We start from the raw sequence: 22,424 nt of genomic DNA, 5'->3' as shown, positions 1-22,424 counted from the left end.
TGCTTTATTAGAAAGTCACGATTTATTCAATATGTGTATTTTTTTTCCTTCCCCATTTATACCGATGCGTCCAATACGCCGCCTTCATCGACAAATATCCGATTCCGGCTCCAACGAGCACATCACTGATATAGTGGCGGTTATTGGCGACTCTGAGTAACCCGACCGACGATGCGATCGAATAAGAAGCATATGGCATCCATTTATAAGTGTTTTTATATTCTTCGTTCAGGAAGGTTGCCGCAGCAAATGCTTGTGTGGTATGACCCGATGGAAAAGATGTGTGTGAACTTCCGTCGGGCCGTAGTGTATGAAATGCTTTTTTCAGCACCGTTGCGGTTCCGATTGCAAGCACTTCCCCTTTCAAAAGGATAACAGAGCGGTTGAGGAAATCAGTTTTTGATTTTACTCCAAAAGCATCGAGGCCATAAGTTATTGCCAGTGGCGAGAATTGCAGATAATCGTCTATTTTAGTTTTAAAGCCTGGAATGTGTTCGTTACGTTCTTCTGCAACCTCATTTTTGATGGATTCAACAGAGTGCCCGTTGGCAATAAAACCTGAAAGTATCAGTGCTGCCGGTGCATACAGCTGTGGGCGTGTAAAGCGGGTAATTTTTGCTGTGGAATCTGTACTTTGTGAGAAACTGTCAAGTTGAAAAAGAATTAGAAATGCCGGAATCGCAATAATTCGTTTCATAAACTTTATTGTTGAAGGTTTCTGCCCAATGATTAATTATCTGTATTGGGTGCACTGTGCAGAAAATCAGTGTTCTGGTCTTTACCCTTTTTGAATTCCAGTTTTCCGAATTTGTAAGTCAGGCTGATTCCGAATGAGCGGTAGGGCACAAGCACTGTATTGGTAGCCATGTAATTGCCCGTTGTGACGGTTGTAACCTGACTGATATATTTGGTAAAGGGATTGGTTGCCGTGAAACCGATACTTGCATTTTTATGGTAAAACTGCTTTCTGAACGCGAAGTTGTAGGTAAGCTGCTGCGGCCGTTTTCCCTGAATGGTGTTAATAGCAGACGAATAATTACCAAACCCTTCCAGAATGAGGTCTTTCGGAAGCTGATAAGTCGCATTCAAATTAAAGCGCCAGTTGGTTCCGTTGGTGACATTATCAGTTGTTAGCAAATTGTTAACCACCCGTTTCTGGGTTACAATGACATTACCACGCAAATTTAACCGGCTGGATAATGGCATTGAACCTGAAATACTTACACCTGAATTGTACTCTGTCCCAATGTTTTGACGTAAGGTAACTGATACATTCTGATAGGCAGAATCACCTATCATGTAAGTAGGATAAAAAGTTGTGTACGGTTTAATGTCGCTCGTATTAATCCTCTCAATCAACGCGATGTACACACTGCCGCCGTTTTTGAAAGGTTTGTTGTAACCCAGCTCAAAATTGTTTCCTATTTCGGGTTTCAAAAGCGGATTCCCGGCGGTGATGTTGTAAGGATCACTCAGGTTCATGAACGGGTTAATTTCCCGGTATTCAGCACGTTCGATACGGCGTGTAAAAGCAAGTTTAACAGATTGGTCGTCCTTGAAATTGTGTGAAAAAATCAGAGATGGCACCAGATTGTTGTAGGAGGGGATAAAGGTATTCGGGTAATCTATTCTGACATCGGTATGCTCGAAACGTGCACCTGCTTTTACATTTAAAAAATTGAACATGGAAAACGTTGCGGACAAATAACCGGCATAAATTTTCATGTTGTAGTTCAACTGGTACGACTGCGTCAGATCGGGCACAAACTGGTTCAATGCCGGTTTCAAAACCCGTATATTGGCAATACTGTTAATATCCTGCCATACCGTTTTTAACCCGGTTTCAATCATAAATTTTTTAGTGACCGGATGGGAGTAATCTATCGAAATATTAGTTTGCCTGTCGTTGCCGGGCGTATTGCCGGTTGTGCCTGAATATGGAACGGTTTCCGTACTGAAATTCTGGATCTGGCTGTAATTATTGCGCGGTTTTCCAAAACTGGAACTGTACAGGACATTCAGTTCCTGGCCGTCCTTTTTTAGTTTTTTGATATAATTCAAAGACCAATCGATTGCACTGATGCCACCATTGCTGGTCGAATTACGGAATAATTCACTTGATGAAACCGGTATTCCCGTGTTATTAAAAACCGTTTGCGAAATGTCCGTAATTCCACTGCTTTTGTTACTGAAATTATTGTAACCAACTGATCCGATCAGGTTATCTTTTTTTGATAAAGTCCAGTCAAAACCGATTCCGGATCTGTAACCGCTTCGTTGAAAATCCTGGTAACCGTTTTGAAGCAGCCGCGTTGTAGTTGTGTCCGATGCATTCGATGACAGGCGGTCCTGCGTTCCTGGTGTCCTTGAACTGAGTTGTTTGTTGCCACTGAAAAATGCGTTCACCCCAAAATTGTTCCGTCTGAAATTAAGGTTTACTGACCCGTTTTCAAGCCTGGTTCCTGCCGAAAGGCTGACATTTCCGTTAATTCCCTGCAAACGGTTGTCTTTCAAAATAATGTTGATAATTCCGCCCGTTCCCTGCGCATCGTACTTCGCACCCGGACTGGTAATAGCTTCGATGCTTTTGATCTGGCTGGCCGGAATGGAAGCGAGGGCGTCGGTGAGGCTGTTTCCGAAAACACTGGATGGTTTGCCGTTGATCAGAAAACGCACATTCGGATTTCCCTGTAATTCTACATTTCCATCAATATCCACCGAAACCTGGGGTACTTTTTTCAAAACATCCAGTGCAACACCGGCCTGGGAAGTAATATCATTGGCAGCATTGTAAACGATCTTATCAATCTGGTTTTCAACAATGGCTGCCCTGCCAGACACAGTTACTTCTGCCAGCATTTTTACCGATGGTGTTATAGCTATTGTGTTGAGTGAAAAGTTTTTAGCAGAAGTGGTAATTACAATATCTTTTAACTCTTTCTTCTGATAACCAATAAAGTCGATACTTAAAGTGTAGGTTCCCGGTATGAGGCCGGTCATTTCGAAAAAGCCGGTTGTATCTGTGACAGCGCCATTAAGGACTTTGTTTGTGAGCTGGTCGGTCAAACCGACAGACGCATACTCTACCGGTTTATTTGTAGTAACGTCAATTATTTTGCCATTGATTTTAAGGCCTGAATTTGTTTGGCTGTAAACATTGGCGCCGACAAATAATAAGAGAAATATAGTGGAAATCAGGGGCCTCATTGGAAATACGTTGGTTGATATCACAAACGTAAAGGCCAATTCTGGAGAAAGTTTAGAGACAGGTTAAATGCGGGATAATAAATCAAAAAATTATTTCCAGCTGAGCGTAAACCTATGGCTGTCAGTCACATAATTATAATGAATTTCGATATCCAATTGATCGCAGATCTGTTTGACAATAGACAAGCCGAGACCGTTGTGCTGGCTGTGCTGTTCTTCCTTATAAAAACGGCGGAACAGCCGCTGGTTGTCTAACGGATTTTGAGATCCTGTGTTTTCGACAATGAGTTTATTAGGGAAGAGTTCAATAAAAATAGATCCGTTTTCTTTATTATGCCTGCCTGCATTACTGATCAGGTTGCTGAGAAGAATGTCAAACAGCTCAGGGTTGGATTCAACTGTGGAAGGTCTAAGGTTGGCTGTTATGCTGATATCGCTGTTTTGCCAGAATTCCTGGAACTGTTCCAGTTTTTCGTTAATCTTTTCTTCAACGTTTATGGATTCAGTTTCAGCAAACTGGTTATTTTCGATTTTTGCAAGGAGAAGCAGTGACTGATTGAGTTTTGTAAGCCTTTTAATCCCGGAATAAATACTGGAAAGTGCCTGTGTTTGTTTCACCGAAAGGCCTTCTTCCTGAATTACCAGGTCCAGTTTGGAGCGGATAATGGCCAGCGGTGTTTGTATTTCGTGGGATGCATTTTCTGTAAATTCTTTAAGAACCTGATAATCCGTTTCGGCGTTCCTGATTGTATCTTCAAGCAGCTTGTTCATGTAATCAAATTCCTCCGTATTGGTAAACGGGAAATCCGGAATTTGTTTTTTACCCAGTTTAAAGGTTTTCATAGCTGCCATAGAAGCATAAAAAGGTTGCCAAAGTCGACGCAGAATAACCAGGTTCAATACAACCGTAGTGATAATGACAATAAGGAGCATTGCAACTGTGATGAATACAACGGTTCTGATAAGAAGCCTTACGCCTTCAATCGGTTTTGCCAGCGTAACGCGGTAGTACGTATTTTTTACTTTTTGATTATAACTAAGCTGCCGGTAATTGTGATTTCTTTTCTCCGGTGCATCCGATAAATTTACAGTCTGTAATTGCTGATGACGGCCTGATTCAGAGGTTGGGATATATTTAACAAGGGTTTCATCCATATGCGCGATCGGTGGCAGCTGGTCCTGCTTTTCGACAAAGTTCTCAATCCGGGCCCTGTAATCTTCCAGCGCTTCGTCCAGTTCATGAACCAGGACATAATTGATCAGGAAATAATAAGAAATACCGGAAAGCAGAAACAGCACAACCATTACAGTCAGGTTTATGCGGTTGTAGCGTGTAAATAGTTTCATAGCTAGTGATCCAGGCTGAATTTATAACCCATTCCGTAAACGGCTTTGATGTAATCGGGACAACCGGCATTCATCAGCTTCTTTCTCAGGTTTTTGATATGCGAATATATAAAATCATAACTGTCGGACATGTCAATATCATCACCCCAAAGATGCTCAACGATAGCTTCCTTCGTTACGACCTTATTTTTATTGCTTAAAAAATAAAGCAGGAGCTCGTATTCTTTTCGTGTCAGTGCAATCTGATCATCGCCTGATCTTAAAATCCGTTCAGCCAGATCGAGGATAAGATGGCCGACGACGATTCGGGTTTTGCCTTCGAAAGATTTTCGCCTCACTATAGCAGCTACCCGGGCACCCAGTTCGGAGAGGTGAAATGGTTTGGTCAGATAGTCATCCGCGCCACTGTTCAGTCCTTTTACGCGGTCTTCCAATGAGTTTTTGGCGCTGATAATCAACACACCGTCAATCTTGTTTAATGTTTTCAAATGCGATAAAATATCCAGCCCGTTTCCATTCGGCAGTGTAATGTCAAGTATGATACACGCATATTCATTGATCACCACTTTGTCGAGCGCAGTAGGGTAATCATAGGCAGTTTCACAGGTAAACTGCTCCGAATTCAGGTAGGAGCAAATACTGTCAGATAAATCCCTTTCGTCTTCAATTACTAGCAATTTCATTTTAACTAACTTTTTTACTGGTCATCAGGAACACTTCAATTTTCAAAGATTAAAACGGAATCTGGATTATTTCTGTAGTGTAATCCTTGTCAACGTTTAATAAAGGGCGTTTACCGGCAAAGTTTAGTATTATGCTCAAAAGATGCCGTAAACTTACTGTTTTGTACGTTCTACTTTTAATTGTATTTTCGCCGCTCGTCCACAACTTACTCCGTACTACAGGTTTATTTCAATTCCTGTCCCGCTGCAATTTGATGTACAGAAAAAATACAGAATCTGTCTATAGGTTTACCATTTGGATACCGATTACAATACGGGAACTACTTGGAATCCAATAAAAAGTAAGGCCCGGCTGGTAACGGTTTATTATTACGGAGTTACAATATTTTATAGTTCGCATAAATGAATCATAATAAAACAGTTTCAGCTGAAATCCCTCAAAAACGTTCTTTTTCGCTGGTGAAGTTAATGGTCTGCATTGTTGTAACCTTATCTATCCTGACCAGAATTGCTTTATTGATCAAATCGGCATCTGCCGTAGATTTTACTTTCAGGGCTTTTTCCGGGATCTTCGGTTTGGGTTTGTTTTATGACCTGGCCAATGCGGTTTATTTTGTCCTGCCCCTGATGCTTTATACCTGGTTATTACCACGCAGGATCTCCGTTCTTCGCTGGCACCGCTTTGCTATTTATGGAACATTTTGCGTTTTTATTTTCGGGTTGCTTTTTAATGCAGTTTCAGAATGGGTTTTCTGGGATGAATTCAGTTCCCGTTTCAATTTTATCGCTGTTGATTATCTGGTTTATACCAACGAAGTCATTGGAAATATCCGGCAGTCGTATCCCGTGGGAATGATCGTAAGCGGACTGATTTTGACAACTGCAGTGATTGTTTATTTTTTGAAACCCGCTATCAAAGCAGCCAGTTCGGAGCCGTATTCTTTTAAACGGCGTTCAATAGGAATGCTCATTTATTTACTATTACTGGCAGGATCCTATTTCCTGGTTAATAACAAGTTCCGGCAATTCAGCGATAATACTTATACAAACGAACTGGCAGGAAATGGCCTTTATGAACTCTTTGCTGCTTACCTGAACAACGAGCTTGATTATGAACAGTTTTACCAGAAAATTCCTGATAAAGAAGCATTCAGAAATATCCGGGAACAAATCAGAACGCCGGAAAGCCGGTTTGTGAACAACGATCCTTTCAGCATTGAAAGAAAAATCATAAATCAGGGAAAAGAAAAGAAGATGAATGTGGTGCTGATCAGTGTTGAAAGCCTGAGCGCTGATTTTCTTGGGTGTTTTGGAAGTGATAAGAACATAACACCCAATCTGGATTCTCTCGCCGGTCAGAGTTTGCTTTTTACCAATTTGTATGCAACCGGAACCAGAACGGTCCGGGGATTGGAAGCATTGTCCATTTGTACACCACCCACACCCGGACAATCCATCGTTCGCCGGCCAAAGAATGAAGGGCTGTTTTCAATGGGAAGGATCTTTGGGCAAAAAGGATACGAAAGCAAATTCATTTATGGCGGTTATGGTTATTTTGATAACATGGGTTACTTTTTTGCCAACAATAAGTATACCGTTGTAGACCGGACGAGTATAGTCAAAAAGGATATCGATTATGAAAATATCTGGGGAGTTGCTGACGAGAATTTATTTACCCTGTCCCTGAAAGAAATAGACAAGACGGTAAAATCGGGCAAACCTGCCTTCGCACACATTATGACTACTTCAAACCACAGGCCATTTACTTATCCGGAAGGGCGGGTTAATATTCCTTCGCATACCAGCCGGGAAGGAGCGGTGAAATACACGGATTATGCAATTGGTAAGTTTATCCGGGAAGCGCGAAGAAAAAGCTGGTTTAAAAATACACTGTTCGTTATTGTTGCCGATCATTGCGCTTCGAGTGCAGGAAAAGCTGACCTGCCTGTGAACAAATACAAAATTCCACTCCTGATATATGCACCGGACTTTATCAAACCCGCAAAAATGGAGCGTTTAATGAGCCAGATCGATCTGGGCCCGACTATTTTGGGACTTCTGAACTTTTCCTATACCAGTAAATTTTTCGGATATGATATTTTTAAACTGGAAGCTGGACGGGAACGGGCGTTTGTCAGTACTTACCAAAGTCTGGGTTATATCAGGAAAGACACTTTGATCATTCTTAGGCCACAACGCATTGCCAATACCTTTATCCCGGATTTTAAAGACGGATCAGAAAAAGCATCGTTAACAAACAAACACCTGACCACAGAAGCAATTACGTGGTACCAGACAGCGAGTTACCAGTTCAAAAATAAATTGATGAAATGAGGTATGATCCGTTTTTGTGTAAAATTTAAAACGGCCCTTTTGCATTGATGTAGTCTGCTTTTTTGGCACTTCCGGGCATTTCGCCGCGTTTGCCGTTTTCAGGTAAAGGCTTACCGGTTTCGCGGTGATACCAGTCTGGCGTAAGGTTTTCGGGTACCGTATCACCGGTTTCATCCTGCCATTGTTTTAATTTGGAACGTAACTCAGATACCTGGACAGAATAAGTTTTATTTACTATTTCATTCCGGGATTGTAAAGGATCTTTAAAATTGTCAAAAAATTCTTCAGCAGGGCGGGGAGTAACAAATATATCCTTTTGCAGCAATGTCAGTTTTCCATTTGCTTTGGCGTCTTTCAGAGCCTTGGCTGATGTGCTTTGGTTTGCATCAATCGGGCCGCCGTTATCCAGTTCCGTTCTTTTGTTGATGATATACAAAAATTCCTTGCTCCGTACCGACCGTTCATAGGCTGCGTAATCATGCCAGTTGTGTTCCGCAAAAACGTATTTCCTGAACTCCTGGTCGGGTGTATTGAGTAGCTGTATAAAACTCTTTCCCTGAACGGTTTCGCTGGCTTTTGCCCCGCCGATTTCAAGTAAGGTCGGGGCAATATCAATGCTGCTGATCAGGCTTTGGCATATTTGTCCGGGTTTAATTGCTTTTGGCCATTTCACGATGAACGGTGTTTTAATCCCGGCATCGTATAACCGGGTTTTGCTGCCGGGGAATGGACGGCCATTGTCTGCGGTGAAAATGATAACAGTATTTTCTGCAATACCCTGCCTGTCTAGTTCTTTCAATAGTTCGCCAACATAATAATCCAGTCTGGAAATTTCATTGTAATAAGCTGCAAGATCCATTCTTGTCTCCTTGGTGTCGACCAGAGTCGGAGGGACAACAATTTCAGTATCCGGATTGTGCTTTGTGCCAATGGTTTTGTCTGACCACGGCCTGTGTGCATCCAAAGGTGCAAGCCAGAAAAAGAATGGTTTGTCTTTTGGCCTGGATTTTAACAGGTTAACCCATTGCTGTTCTGATCCTTCGCCATTCGCAGCACTATTAACAAGCAAAGTGTCATAAGCCCTTTTTGTAACCGGGCCTTCATGCCACTTACCAACCAATGCTGAAAAATATCCCTTCTCTTTCAGGGTTTCGGGGAAAAATTTCAGGTGAGCGGGCAGGGGAGTATGGAGTTCTGCTGCACCTGTATTGTGCGGATATCTGCCGGTAAGGATGCTGGTCCGGCTCGGGCTGCACGAACTCGCAGTCAGGAACATATTGGTGAATTTCATTCCATCCTTTGCCATCTTATCCAGATTGGGCGTTTTAATCTTGTTATTTCCGTATGTGCCCAGATCGTCCCAACTGATATCATCCCCAATAATAAAAATGATATTTGGCGTATTCTGTGCATCTGCTTTGATAAAACAGCCTACCAGAAAAAGTGTGATGAATGAAAATGAGTAAATATATTTTTTCATTGCCTGATGATGTTTTGCCGGTCCGGTACAATTTTAAATTCACTTCATTACTTCCGTGAAAAACAGGAACCGGGATTTGTTTTTTGAAATATAACAATAAGATTTAAAAATTTAAATGTTCCGATCCACAGGAAAGAATTGGTAAAATCATAAAATGAAACAGGATAATTAAATAATTCCATGAGGCTTTTGCAAAAGTAAACTCTTTAAGTTTACTTTGTCTATTAATTTAGTAGATTAATTCCGCTTTTGAGCCACCCATTTGCCGGACTATGGTTTTACATGATATATTCTATACAAATAGTCAGATGATATTAGAAAGAGTATTTTACGTGGGTGGTGGCAGAGTTGTTAAAATTATTGTTCGCGGAAGGTTTACGCGGAACCGGAGCGAAATGACGATTGATTTCGAGCTTTTGATCAAAGAAACAAACGATATTGATTTCCGGCAGCCGATCGGGGAAAACCATCCAAAGTACTGGAAATTCAAAAATTCAGATTTCGGCAGGTCGCAGCTGTTACAACTTCAATACAGTGGGATTTCCAAAAAACAACTCAAGGAAGCAATCGAAGCTTTTAAGATAAAAGCAGGTACGGGCCTTCATTTTTCCTATAAAGATCAGATAGATGCAAAGGCCAAATATCTGAAAGGAATGCGTACGAGTGCATTGAGTAAAAGAATTTCAACACCAGCTTGAAACGAAAAATGTATTTAAATCCAGGTGCCAAAAAAACGTGCTTCATCATTTTGGCGGCTTCCGCTTTGTTTGCCTTCCGAAGTTCAGAGTATGAACGGGCGGAAAAAGGACCAGAACCGGTAAAGCCAAATATCGTTATCATCATGGCTGATGACCTGGATAGCAGGCAACTGAGCTGTTATGGAGGACAAAATCTGAAAACGCCGCATATTGACGATCTGGCTGTGCAGGGACTGAAATTCAATAATATATATGCCTCGGAGGCGATGTGCGTGCCAACCCGGGCTTCGCTTTTTACCGGGCTTTATCCGGTGCATCACGGTTCATTTCAAAATCACAAGCCGGTTTACGACAATCTGAAAAGTGTCGGTCATTATCTGGCTGATCTGGGTTATAAAGTTGGTTTGACGGGAAAAGACCACGTCACAAAGCCAAAAAATGTATTTCCCTTTGATATCATCCAGGGTTTTGAACCGAATTGCGTTTCCCCAACTGACGAGTACCAGCTTGATGACGTGAAAAAGTACATCACCGCAAGTGATAAACCGTATTGTCTATTCGTAATGAGCATAAATCCGCATACGCCCTGGACAAGCGGAGATACAACCGAGTTCGATAAAAACAAGCTGAAATTGCCAGCGGACTGGGTCGATACACCTGTAACGCGGAGGCAGTATGTCAAATACCTCGCCGAAATAAGGCGGCTGGATAACCAGGTTGGGGATATCACCAATCTGCTTCGCGAAACCGGCCAGGATAAAAATACTATAGTTATTTTTCTTGGTGAGCAGGGCGCACAATTTCCGGGTGCCAAATGGAATTTATGGGATTCGGGACAAAAAAGTTCGATGATTGTGAAATGGCCGGGAAAAACAAAGGCATCCGCTGAAACCGGTGCTATTGTGCAGTATGAGGATATTACACCAACGCTGGTTGACATTGCCGGCGGAAAGCCGGTTGCGGGGCTGGATGGCAAAAGCTTTCTTCCGGTTTTATCAGGCAAGAGCCGGATTGCCAGAAGTTATGCTTATGGCATTCATAATAATATTCCCGAAGGTGACCCTTATCCGATCCGAAGCATCCGCGACAATCGTTATAAGCTGATCCTGAATCTGGCTGCTGACACGCAGTACTATAACAGGTTCATGATGAACCGCGAAAAGCCTGACCGGAATACCGTCTGGTTTTCCTGGATAGAAAAAGCAGATAAAAATGCAGAAGCAAAGAAGATAACCAATCGCTTTGTAAACCGTCCGCCGGTAGAATTCTATTATATACATAAAGATCCGTATGAACAAAATAACCTGGCGAATGATCCTGCCTATAAAAAAATTATTGCTGATTACACGCAAAAGTTACATGCCTGGATGAAAGAGCAAGGCGACAAAGGTGCTGAAATTGACATTGCTTATGCCAAAAAAGCTCCGGGAAATTAACAGAAACTTAAAAGTAAATTCAACGCTATGAACTATAAAAATTTCCTGATATTTTTTTTAACCGTCTTATATCCGGCTTATTCAATTGCGCAGAAAAAAACGCCGCCTAATATTATTTATATCCAGGCGGATGATCTGGGATGGAGCGAACTGGGTTGTTTTGGAAACAGGTTTAATGAAACGCCCGCACTTGATTTACTAGCAAAACAAGGAATCAGATTTACACAAGCCTATGCTGCTGCCCCAGTTTGTTCCCCAACCAGGGTTGCATTAATGACGGGTTTGTATCCGGCCAAAACTGGTATTACTGATTATCTGGATGTTAAGGATGAAAAATTTCTCTCGCCCGATTATCTGACACTCAACGAACAGATGACAAAAGCCGGCTATCATACAGGACTTATTGGTAAGTGGCACCTGACGGGTGATTATGACAAGAAAAAAGGCTCACCCGTCAAACATGGCTGGGACGAAATTATTTGTTCCGAAACGCGGTACATTGCTGGTGGCGCTTACTTTTATCCCTATTTCTTTTTGCCGGAGGTAAAACCTAAAAATGACAATGAATATCTCACTGACCGTCTGAATCAGGAAGCAGTAGGTTTTATCAGGAAAAATGCGACGAAACCGTTTTTTCTTTATTTATCACATTATTCCGTACACACGAAGTTATCCGGCAAGCAGGATAAAGTATTGAAATACAAAAACAAACCCGGAGCCGGCACCACACAAAATAACCCGGAACTGGCAGCCATGCTGGAAAGCATTGACGAGGGAGTAGGGAATATCTTTACCGTTTTAAAGGAGTTGGGTATTGATAACAATACGATCATCATTTTTACTTCGGACAACGGAGGTGAAACAAAAGTGACTACCAATGCGCCATTGAGAGGAGGGAAATCGCAATTATACGAAGGAGGTATCCGTGTACCACTGATCGTTTACTGGCCTGAAAAAATTAAAAAGGGTATCACTTCCGATGTTCCTATTCTTAATGTTGATATTTTTCCAACACTTACGGCTGTGGCTGGTTTACCTGCAATAGGCGCCAGTCAATCTGATGGAATTGATATCAGCCCTTTGCTTTCCGGACAATCCACTTTACCAGCCAGAAACCTGTTTTGGTACTATCCGTTAGCTAAACCGCATTTTCTAGGCGGACGATCTGCCAGTGCCGTACGGAGTGGTGATTATAAACTGATCGAATTTTTTGACACCAATACCGTCGAACTTTACAACTTAAAAGATGATGTTTCAGAAACAACTGACCTCTCTTTGCAAAAACCAGAAAAAGCAGCAGAATTGAAGGCGTTGCTAAAAAGCTGGCGGGTTAAACTGGATATCTGAAAAATTTGAACGTAAAATGGACGATCATCAGCCTGCTTATACCCGAGATAAATATTTCCGGAAATAAAAACAAAATTCAGGCTGATGATCTGTCATTTGAACAGGATTTAGGTCTTACCAGTTTGTATCGGATCATTATAGATCCAATTACTATTCAGTCAGCAAGACTTTTGTTGTTTCAGTTAAAGCTGTCGACTGAATTTTCATGACATACATGCCAGGTGGTAAGCGCCGTGAAGAAACATCTACTTCCACTTTTGACACCGGTTGGTCCGACTGGTATTTAGAAGTCCAGGCTGAATTTCCTGATGAATTGATCAGTTGCAGATCTATCTTTCCAGTATGAGCTTTTGACACATAAAGGGTAAAGTGTTTACCAGCCGGATTGGGATAAATGCCCGATGTTTCCGGTTTGGTTTCTGATGGTATGATATGCTGTTCTGCTGCCAGTCTTGCAGCCGGGTGGGTTTGGTGAGTAAATATCAGTTGGGGCGGATTGGCTGCGCTTTCCCTGCTATTAAAGAAAAGCCGTACATTCTGATCGGCCGGATTAGTCAATTGAAAACTGGCGACCTTGTCACCATTAAGCTGTGTCCTGATAAAGTCGGTAACATCCAGTTCATAATATTGTAACTGGTTATTTACGTAGGCTGAGTCCAGGATTTTGCGGTTGCCGGATGGTGCATTCTGCCAGTTAATCCCGGTTTCGGTCCAGTTGTCATTTTCAACACCCCTGACTGCGAGACTGACATTTAAATTGTTTTCATAATTATGGCCATATATCCTGAGCTTTGCAGAAACGAATCCACCAGCGTCGTGTAATGGGAATTTCAGATAAGTTTTTCTTTGAAAGTTGCGGATACTACCTGCTTTGATACTTAATTCAGGCTCATTACCAAAATTTGTTTTTTCAAATGTCACATTTCGGACATAAGCATCTGCAATCGGGGAAATAGTCACATATTCATCATCAGGCAGTTTGTATTTGTAAAGCTCAACACCGGAACTTCCATTATCCGCCGACAAGAAAAGTGAATTTCCAATTATGGCCAGTTCACGAAATACTGCATCTCCGTCCGGGTCCAGATTCGTGGTAATATGGGTACCAGCTTCGGTTCCGTCACTTTGCCAGAGTTCCCTGCCGGTATCTGTTCCGTACATTGGGAAATAAAAAAGGTTTCCAAAGCTGACTGTAGGGGAAACCGTAAAATATGCGGGATTCGGACCTGTTGTTGTGAGTGCTTTGGTGCCTCTAATTGTTCCGTCAGTCACCCAAAGCTGATCGCCGTTTTGCCTGTCGAAGGGCACAAATAAAACCTTGCCGTCCAATTCTGTTTTTATCCGGATGGGTGTCTCCTGCCGGTTAACATCTCCGGATTCATAAGTGTCAAAAGCTGCAAGCTGAAAAGTGCCTTCCGGGGTTCCATCTGTTCTCCACAGCAATTCCTGGTTAGTTTCCAGATGATGCATCGTAAAGAAAACAAGTCCCATGGCTGCATAGAGCCGGCAGTCTCCCAGATGACCGCCGGGGAAAAGGTCTTTAATCACGGTTGTACCGCCTGCCGTTCCGTCCGTTCTGACCAGTGGAAAACTGTCATCATCATTGGTGATGTAATACAGGTAATCTCCCGAACTAACCAACGACCCGGATTTCATCAGAAAGTTACCTAAGCTTGGAATTACTTCACTGACAATCTGAGTACCCTGTGCTGTTCCGTCGCTTTTCCAGAGTTCGATACTATTTACTCCGTCCCATGCACCAAAATAAATCTTCCCTTTGAATGTTACAGGGTTGAAACCGTAAGTATGCGGGAAGTTCCTGACAAGCGTACTTCCTCCGGGAGAACCATTTGATTTCCAAAGATTCATCCTTGCTTCATTGCCGTTTTCATCTTCTCCGTAATCGCTTGATCCAAAAAGAATATTGTTGTTGATGTTGGTGATGCCGGAAATACCATAGACTCTTTCCGTAATCGGTATGGTACCAGCAGCAGATCCATCTGATGTCCAGAGAGCACCTCTATGTTCAAAAAGGAGTTTTTCTCCGAACGCATTCAATTGATTAAAAGTACCGCCAAAGTTCGGATCCTCATCTACCGGGATCTGTACTGTTCCTTCGGCTGTGCCATTACTTTTCCAAAGCTCCGTAGAATTCACTACATAAAACAGGGTTCCGTTTACGTTGGTGAGATTTTTAGGAGGCGTATATTTATATTCATCGGTCCCCTCTTTTAATCTTATAGTGCCATCTTCCGTACCATTACTTTTCCATAATTCATATCCTGTTCCAGTTGAAGATGCAATAAAAAATGCGGTGCCATTCACATCGGTGAGTTGCTGGGGTGAAGAGCTGGCTGTTGTTTTCCTGTTTGTAATGGCCTTTGTCCCGGCTACCGTCAGATCGGTTTTATAGAGTTGTGTACCACTGCTGTTTGTTCCTGCAAAATATACTTCATCACCAATCTTTCCGAGCATTTCGGTTCCCAAGGAAGCAAGCATTTGCGTACCCTCCTCCGTACCATCGCTTTTCCAGAGCTCTGTGGATGCAGCGCCTACGGGAAACACGATCTGATTACCGACAGCCACCAGATCATTTTGTCCAAAGTAAGTATAGCTGTTCACCTCAACATGGCTCACCTGGACTGTTCCCTGGGTACTGCCATCACTTTTCCACAACCGCCAGTGGCCTGACGACTGCGCTTTGAAAAAAGAGTTCCGGCCACGTCTGTAAACCCGGTTGGATCAGAGTCTTCTGCACCGGAGACAATATCCTTTACCAATGCAGTACCTTCTGCAGTGCCGTCAGATTTCCAGAGCTCTTCCCCGCTTCCCGCATGATTGGCTGAAAAGTAAATAGATTGTCCCACAACAAATGGCTGGCGGAGCCAAATGAAACCATCTTTAACGGTAGTAATCGTTTTTCCATCGCTTCGTTTAAGACTGCTTCCTTCGGGAAAATAAACGTAATTACCCATTACAGCAGGCTGGATAAAGCCATCGCTCAATGCAGGGCCAGGCACAGTTCCAGCCTCCGTTCCGTCACTTTGCCAGAGAACCGCATCCACATCGATTTCCTCCTCGTTATGGATCACAAAAGATAGCTTGCCATTGAAATTGAAAAATTGTTCAGGTCCGGTTTCACCCTTGTTTGAAATGCCAAAATCTTTGACAAGCTGGGTTCCGGCAATCGTTCCGTCTGTCTTCCAGAGCTGACGCCCGCCAGCATCCTGCGCACCGGAAAAAAACATAGTCCCGTTTATATTTCCTATTCCCCAGAATGTTGAGCCCGAATTGCTGAGCTTATGCAGCGGGTAGGTTCCTTCATTTGTACCATCACTCCTGAACAGCCAGTTGTCGTTCTGATATATCATTCTGAAACAAACAAAAGTTCCGGCGCTGGTCAGATAAGTGGGGTTAGAGGCTTGTATCTGATAGTTGTCTGCAAGCCGGAATGTGCCTTCGTCTGTTCCGTCACTTCTCCAGAGCTGCAAACCGTTGGAACCTTCACCTGCAAGAATGAAAAGCAGGTTATTTGCAACAGCTTCTTCACGGACATAATCAGAAGGCACTCAAAGGTGTTTTATTAATGTCCTTTACAAGTTCGATTTTCTGGGCTGTCAGTTTACAGGGCATAGCTATTACCGCCAAAAGAAATAATAACAGTACTTTCATATAACGCAGGGTTTAAAATTATTAGAACAATTATAAATGTTATGTGAATATATCAATTAATTTCTTGTTTTAATAAAAAGACAAGAGTTTATAATGCTGTATATCAATTAATTGGCCAATATCCAGTACCTAATTTGTAATATGCGGATTCTTATTTCAAAAATAGTTCGTTTTAATAACCACAACTTAACGTTAATGGATATACGTTAAGTTTTTTAAAGTTTTAACACCTACACTCACCTGAAATTGTTTTTATTATGACAGAGTTAGCCTTACTACATTGAAAATATTAATTAATAACTGGCTCAGACTTTTAATTTAAGTCAAAGAATTCAGGAACAGATTATTATGAGGTAATTTTTTTCGTAGAAAACTTTAAAAATCCTTCCATTCCAACCTTTCGACAGAAAGTGAAGTCCTGAAATAAAACATATATAATGAGCAGAAAATCACTTCATTTATTGTTGCTGTCCGGCCTTCTTTCTGCTGGTTGCCATCATTCGGAAATAGACGAAAAAATGGGCTGTGATTGTGATGGTATTCCGGCTTATGTAATCACCGAAGAACCAGCTCAAATTGTGGCCTCAGCTGGCAAATATATAAACCTGAAAGATGCTGTGAATAACGTTACTTTCACTAAAACACTGTTCTTGTGTGATACAACAACATTAAAAGGATTACCTGCTTCCGACGTCGGTGAATACAATTATTTAGTTAGTGGTAATCTCAGACCACCATGTATAACAAATGGCATTATTTATGTCTGGTCACTTGAACTCACTGCTATCAAAAAAAGTAACTGACCATACAGATCTGCGACAAATCCATCTGATTCGGAGTAAATACTTACCGGTTATAAACAGAATTTGATAACACATGCTTCAAACATTAAGTAGATTAATGTGTAAATGATTTTATAAATAAGTCATACTTACAACGCCTGCACATTGATCCAAACCTTACTCACTTCCCTGGCAGTCCTGTTCAGAATTGTTTCTAATCCGTTAGGGAATGTATTTCAAAAACAGCTTATCAATCAGGGCAGACATCCGCTTTTAATTAATTTCCTGACCTATTTTGTTTTATCCATATCCTGTATTGCTGTTTCATTCACCGTCAGCTGGAATTCTTTCCCCGGGCAATTTTGGCTTTATTCCATAATCGCCGGTATTTTAAGTGCTGCCGGAAATGGCTTTCTGATCAAAGCACTGGAAAAAGGGGACATTTCTGTTCTTGGCCCGATCAATGCCTACAAATCCCTGATCGGAATGCTGGGCGGTTTTATCTTACTACGTGAAATTCCCGGCCTTTGGGGCATTGCAGGCACTGCGCTGATTATTTTTGGGAGTTATCTTATTCTGGATACAACTGAGGCACGTTTTAGCTGGAAACTTCTTAAAAGGAGCGAAATACAATTCAGGTTTCTTGCCTTGCTGCTTACAGCCATAGAAGCCGTTTATGTTAAGAAAATTATTTTAATCACATCCATTTCTGCCGCTTTGGTAAGCTGGTGCTGGTTTGGAGCTATCTTCTCCTTTTGCTTTCTTCTTTTTCATGGAATTAATCCAAAAACTGAAATCAGAAAAATCAGTTTTGCCAGTCTTGGTAAGTTATGTTGCCTGGTACTTAGCGCCGCTGTCATGCAATTTAGCACGCTATATTGCCTCAGTCACATGCCAGTAGGTTATGCATTGTCACTTTTTCAGCTTTCTTCCATCGGAAGCGTACTACTTGGATATCAGTTCTTTAATGAACAGGATATTCGCAAAAAGCTGATTGGGTCATTCATTATGGTTTTGGGCTCCATTGTGATTATACTGGATTAGCATATTTTTCAATGCCGGGCAGAATTACACTCCTGAAAGTTCTTATGTTTGACAATTAAAGTTCTTATAAAAAGCTTGTTGGAATTTAAACAAATGCTATTGCGTTTTGCAATAACTATTTATATATATTATGAAACCGGTTATTTCAAGATCTGATTGTCCTGTAAGTTACTCACTCGATATTTTTGGTGATAAATGGACTTTGCTGATCCTCCGCGATATGATGCTGGACGAGAAGACGTCATACAGCGAGTTTATGACTTCTCAGGAGAAAATTGCCTCAAATATTCTTATTAATCGCCTTAATACCCTTCATAGCCAGGGATTTGTGACAAAAAAGGCGTCGCCGCTTAACAAGTCAAAATTTCTGTATACGCTAACTGAAAAAGCAATTGATCTTGTTCCCGTTATAGTGGATTTGATAGAATGGGGTGAAAAATACAACAAGAAGGGCCAGCCAAAATCTGTTTTGGATAAAGTGCTTAAAAACAAACCAAAGGCTGTTAAAGAAATTCAGGATGGGCTGAGGAAGAAAAGAGACCAGAGTGAACTTTTGGCTTAATATTTCCCGGATTATTAGGCCTTATCACGAATTACATTGTAAAACAGTATTGCAGTCGGCAATCATTTAAAATCTCATTCCATGCATCAATTTGATAGCCGAATGCCGACGGCCGATAGTTATACAAAAGAATTCATGTTAGGTCTATTTATTTAAAATAAATCCGGGTTACTTATTTTCCCAAACATTGTTACCCGCTTTCATATCAGGAAATATGCGTTTCGGATCTATTACGACCTTGCTGACTGCACCGTTGGATTCTGTTGTAAAAGTATAAACGGAACCCTGCTCCCAAATTTCTACCGGAAAGTTGTGCGATTCTTTATCACCGTTTTGAAAAGTAATTTCAACCCATAATGGCATCGCCGCTTTTTCCATGTTTTCAATCGTGATCTGTGTTTTTTCGTATACACCTTTTTTCGGATTCACTACTTTAGTTATTTTCTGGTCCAGTTTGTAATTTTCCAGAAACATGGATTTCCAAAACCAGTTCAGGTCTTCACCCGTTGAATTGTTGATACTGCTGAAAAAATCCCATGGCGTAGGATGTTTATATGCCCAATCGCTGATATACTTACGAAATGCAAAATCAAATTGCTCCTTACCCAGAATCTGTTCCCGCAGCAACGTTAACAGGTATGCAACTTTTTGATATTGAACTGTATATACTTCATTGCCCGGAATTACATCAGGCCTTGTCATGACCGGAACAAGTGAGTCCGCGAAAAGCCCGGCAACGGGAATATCAATTTCCGGATAACCAATAAATTCGCCTCCATTAAAATCTTTGGTAGCCATGTTATCCATAAAAGCATTAAATCCTTCGTCCATCCAGGCGTGTCGTCGTTCATTACTTCCTACGATCATTGGAAACCAGGTGTGCCCGAGTTCATGATTGACCACTGCCCAATACATATTCCCTTTATCCTTTGCTGCACAGAAAACGAGTCCCGGATATTCCATTCCATCCAGATTGGACGCAACGTTAACAGCTTTATTATAAGGATATTCGTGCCATTTCTGTGAAAAATACTGAAGTGTGAATTTGATATACTCACCCGATCGTTCCCAGCTTTCTGCCAGTTTGGATTCGGCAGGGTAGAGCGAACTTCCCAATACTTTTTTCCCGCCTGGCAAAGCAATTCCAACTCCTTCCCAAACGAATGATTTCGAAGCTGTCCATGCAAAATCCCTCGCATTGCTGAGTTTAAATTTCCATGTACAAAATGGTTTTGAAGGCCTTGAAGCCGGATCTGTGACTTCTTCAGCGGTACGGATAAATACTTTTTCAGTAGACGACATTGCCCTTTTCCAGCGTTCCGATTGTATGGCGGTCAGCACTTCTTCCGGATTGAGCAGATCGCCCGATGCTTCCACAATGTAGGCTGACGGAACCGTAATATTGACGTCGAAATTTCCATATTCCAGATAAAATTCTCCATTGCCCAAATAGGGGAGGGTATTCCAGCCACTCACATCATCCAGCACACAAAGCCTTGGATACCATTGTGCTACGGAATAAATATCACCGTTTTTGGTAGAAAGCACATCCGTCCTGTTCACATTAAAGTCAGCATTTTTGAAATTTCTCGGGAATTTGTAACTGTATTTAATCCGGAATGAAATCTTTTGGCCGGAAGCAAGCGGTTCAGATAGCTGAATGCGCATTCTTGTATCATTTATGAAAAATGCTGCTTCTTTACCTGTTCCCTTAGCACTATTAAAAAAGATAGATTCAATAACGAAACCGCCTTCAAAGTTCGCGTCTTCTCCATTTTTGCTCAGAAAAAGTTTGGCATCCAATCCTTTTGAATGTTTTTTGTAAACATTCTGATCCATTTGTAACCATAAAAAGGAAAGGGCATTCGGGCTGTTATTCGAGTAGGTAATGGTTTCGCTACCAGTGATTATCTCAGTTTTATCGTCCAGGCTTACGTCAATTTTATAGTCTGCGCGATTTTGCCAGTAGGCGGCGCCAGGTTCGCCGGTTGCAGAACGATACGGATTTCCTGGAGGGTAAAAATGACGATGAACCAAATAATTCAGAAGCAACATATTTTGACAGCTGCTGATCCGTAGACTGGGCTGAAACGGACTGAGAAAGTAAAAAGAAAATAAACGAAAGGAAGAAGCGGTTCATGAAATTTTATGGGCAACGATGAATCTGACAGGTGCCAAGATAGCGATTAAACGTAAAAAAGCACCATATTCGTAACAAGATGAGCATTTACTGTACTTTTGGAAAGGATATCAGCCCTTGGGATCGACAATTATCAGTAACAGAAATGTATAGGAACTCTCATGCCCGGCGTGCCACGCAATACGATGGTCAGTATAGGTTATAATTTTTGATGGAGGTACAGGCTAACTAAATCTTGACCAATCAAAAAAGCTGCCGGATTGCGGTATTTGTAGGAAGGGTTGTTTTAACTGTAAATCGGCGGGCCTGGAAATCGCTGCTTAACATTTTGTCCGCTTAACTATTGCAACTTCAAATATGCGATTACCCAATTCGGTTTGTTTTTAAACTAGTTTTAAGGAGAATTTCACCTATTTCATCTTCCAATGGTATCAGGAAAACCCCTGTTAAACAGTCCTTCAATGACAAAAAGCGTTATTTTTATTTTTTTGATCTTAAGCATCCATTCTTATGGGCAACTGCCTACTCCCGAAAGTCTGGGATTACGGCACCTGACCACTGCTTACAAAAATGATCAGGTAGATATTCTGGTAAAATCAAAAAAAGGAGATGAGCTGATCACTAAACCTTTACTGCTTTTTATACAGGGGTCTTTACCCAGGCCGCTCATTGTTACATACGACACCACGCGTACGTTTGGGATATTCCCTTTCAATCTGGATAGTTTAACGCTGAACTACCATGTAGCAATTATTGGGAAACCTTATATCCCAGTTTTAACCGACAAAAATGAGCTCTCTAGTGACCTGAATTATATAGATCCGGATACAAAACAATTTCCACTGGCGTATACAGAGCGAAATTATCTGGATTATTATGTAGAGCGAAACAAGGCAGTTATCCGGTTTTTACAGAAACAGAATTGGGTTTCGAGCAAGAAACTTATTGTGGCAGGCCATTCGGAGGGAAGCACCATTGCTGCAAAACTTGCAAGTACTTCCAGGGCTGTAACTCATCTTATTTATTTGAGCGGGAATCCATCCGGCCGGATTATGTCGATCATTGAAAGAAGCCGCAAAAATGAAACGGATAGCAGCGAACTTGCCGAGGAAGGTTTTGTTTACTGGAAAAGTGTGGTTGAAAATCCGGATGAAATAGCAGGTTTGGGTGACTCGAACAAGGCTACTTATCAATTTTCTATACCGCCCTGGGATTATCTGAAAAAACTGTCGATCCCGGTTTTAATAGGTTATGGGACAAACGATTATTGTTCACCTTACAACGATTTTTTCAGGGTCGAAACGATCAGGGAAAAGAAAGAAAACTTCACCTTTCATGCGTATATCGGGCTGGATCACAACTTTTTCCTTGTAGACAAAAATGGGAATATAAATTATGAAATATACAACTGGGACAAAGTTGGTGGAGATATGTATCGTTGGTTACTGAACCGGAATTAGATCAAAACGGGTAAAATATTGTGTGCCACCAATAAAACAATCAGACTCAGAATGGAAAATTTCATTAGTAAACCAATCCTATATAAAGCTTTTTTACTTGCACGCTGATAAGTAGTTAACACCGATTTGCAATTGGTACTGCCCACACCGGGCTTAATGGTTAAGCGTTTTCAAGGTGCTTGTTGGAATGCTTTATTAAGTTTAACAAACGCACATCTCGGGGACGCCTAGT

At 41.6% G+C, this 22,424-nt stretch carries 16 protein-coding genes; 8 read left to right on the top strand and 8 right to left on the bottom strand.

Annotation, left to right across the window (positions count from 1 at the left end; translation table 11 throughout):
- Positions 1-22 precede the first annotated feature (22 nt).
- The 4 genes from KZC02_RS04175 to KZC02_RS04160 form a co-directional block, all read right to left on the bottom strand.
- Complete coding sequence (locus KZC02_RS04175) at positions 23-697, bottom strand: phosphatase PAP2 family protein (RefSeq protein WP_221392964.1); 675 nt, start codon at positions 695-697, stop codon at positions 23-25.
- Between the two features lie 32 nt (positions 698-729).
- Entirely contained in the window at positions 730-3,207 is a 2,478-nt protein-coding gene (locus KZC02_RS04170) for a TonB-dependent receptor domain-containing protein (RefSeq protein WP_221392963.1), read from the bottom strand.
- Between the two features lie 90 nt (positions 3,208-3,297).
- A complete protein-coding gene (locus KZC02_RS04165) occupies positions 3,298-4,554 on the bottom strand; it encodes a HAMP domain-containing sensor histidine kinase (protein WP_221392962.1) in 1,257 nt (418 codons plus the stop codon).
- A 2-nt stretch (positions 4,555-4,556) separates the two neighbouring features.
- The gene (locus KZC02_RS04160; RefSeq protein ID WP_221392961.1) at positions 4,557-5,237 is read right to left on the bottom strand and encodes a response regulator transcription factor; all 681 of its coding nucleotides are present in this window, start codon (positions 5,235-5,237) and stop codon (positions 4,557-4,559) included.
- 402 nt (positions 5,238-5,639) lie between these two features.
- Between KZC02_RS04160 and KZC02_RS04155 the strand changes: the two genes are divergently transcribed.
- A complete protein-coding gene (locus KZC02_RS04155; protein ID WP_221392960.1) occupies positions 5,640-7,571 on the top strand; it encodes an LTA synthase family protein in 1,932 nt (643 codons plus the stop codon).
- A gap of 25 nt (positions 7,572-7,596) precedes the next feature.
- Here KZC02_RS04155 and KZC02_RS04150 read toward each other — a convergent pair whose 3' ends face one another.
- Complete coding sequence (locus KZC02_RS04150; RefSeq protein WP_221392959.1) at positions 7,597-9,051, bottom strand: sulfatase; 1,455 nt, start codon at positions 9,049-9,051, stop codon at positions 7,597-7,599.
- Between the two features lie 308 nt (positions 9,052-9,359).
- Between KZC02_RS04150 and KZC02_RS04145 the strand changes: the two genes are divergently transcribed.
- Genes KZC02_RS04145 through KZC02_RS04135 form a run of 3 tightly spaced genes read left to right on the top strand, consistent with a single transcriptional unit; the run spans position 9,360 to position 12,532 of the window.
- Positions 9,360-9,749: a hypothetical protein gene (locus KZC02_RS04145; RefSeq protein WP_221392958.1), complete on the top strand. Its 390-nt coding sequence runs from the start codon at positions 9,360-9,362 to the stop codon at positions 9,747-9,749.
- Between the two features lie 8 nt (positions 9,750-9,757).
- Positions 9,758-11,185 carry a sulfatase gene (locus KZC02_RS04140; RefSeq protein WP_221392957.1) on the top strand — a complete coding sequence of 476 codons (1,428 nt, stop codon included), beginning with the start codon at positions 9,758-9,760 and terminating at the stop codon, positions 11,183-11,185.
- Between the two features lie 27 nt (positions 11,186-11,212).
- Positions 11,213-12,532, top strand: coding sequence for a sulfatase (locus KZC02_RS04135; protein WP_221392956.1), 1,320 nt, complete (start codon positions 11,213-11,215; stop codon positions 12,530-12,532).
- A 150-nt stretch (positions 12,533-12,682) separates the two neighbouring features.
- On the opposite strand, the gene KZC02_RS04130 is transcribed toward KZC02_RS04135, so the two are convergent.
- On the bottom strand, positions 12,683-15,208 hold the full coding sequence (locus KZC02_RS04130) for a DNRLRE domain-containing protein (RefSeq protein WP_221392955.1): 2,526 nt from the start codon (positions 15,206-15,208) through the stop codon (positions 12,683-12,685).
- On the bottom strand, positions 15,166-16,101 hold the full coding sequence (locus KZC02_RS04125; protein ID WP_221392954.1) for an ELWxxDGT repeat protein: 936 nt from the start codon (positions 16,099-16,101) through the stop codon (positions 15,166-15,168). Before KZC02_RS04125 ends, KZC02_RS04130 begins: the two co-directional genes overlap by 43 nt.
- A gap of 540 nt (positions 16,102-16,641) precedes the next feature.
- On the opposite strand from KZC02_RS04125, the gene KZC02_RS04120 reads away from it, so the two are divergent.
- The 3 genes from KZC02_RS04120 to KZC02_RS04110 all read left to right on the top strand — a co-directional run bounded on the left by KZC02_RS04120 (position 16,642) and on the right by KZC02_RS04110 (position 18,592).
- A complete protein-coding gene (locus tag KZC02_RS04120) occupies positions 16,642-17,007 on the top strand; it encodes a hypothetical protein (RefSeq protein ID WP_221392953.1) in 366 nt (121 codons plus the stop codon).
- A 144-nt stretch (positions 17,008-17,151) separates the two neighbouring features.
- Complete coding sequence (locus tag KZC02_RS04115) at positions 17,152-18,030, top strand: EamA family transporter (RefSeq protein ID WP_221392952.1); 879 nt, start codon at positions 17,152-17,154, stop codon at positions 18,028-18,030.
- A 130-nt stretch (positions 18,031-18,160) separates the two neighbouring features.
- Complete coding sequence (locus KZC02_RS04110) at positions 18,161-18,592, top strand: helix-turn-helix domain-containing protein (protein WP_221392951.1); 432 nt, start codon at positions 18,161-18,163, stop codon at positions 18,590-18,592.
- Positions 18,593-18,760: 168 nt separating this feature from the next.
- Here the strand turns inward: KZC02_RS04110 and KZC02_RS04105 are convergent, their stop codons facing one another.
- Positions 18,761-20,647: a M1 family metallopeptidase gene (locus KZC02_RS04105; RefSeq protein ID WP_221392950.1), complete on the bottom strand. Its 1,887-nt coding sequence runs from the start codon at positions 20,645-20,647 to the stop codon at positions 18,761-18,763.
- A 546-nt stretch (positions 20,648-21,193) separates the two neighbouring features.
- On the opposite strand from KZC02_RS04105, the gene KZC02_RS04100 reads away from it, so the two are divergent.
- Positions 21,194-22,192 (top strand): S9 family peptidase, encoded by a 999-nt coding sequence (locus tag KZC02_RS04100; protein WP_221392949.1) that lies wholly within the window; start codon positions 21,194-21,196, stop codon positions 22,190-22,192.
- The last annotated feature ends 232 nt before the right edge of the window (positions 22,193-22,424 follow it).

The organism is Dyadobacter sp. NIV53, assembly GCF_019711195.1.
Classification (GTDB): domain Bacteria; phylum Bacteroidota; class Bacteroidia; order Cytophagales; family Spirosomataceae; genus Dyadobacter.
This window is presented reverse-complemented; position numbering and strand designations above follow the sequence as displayed.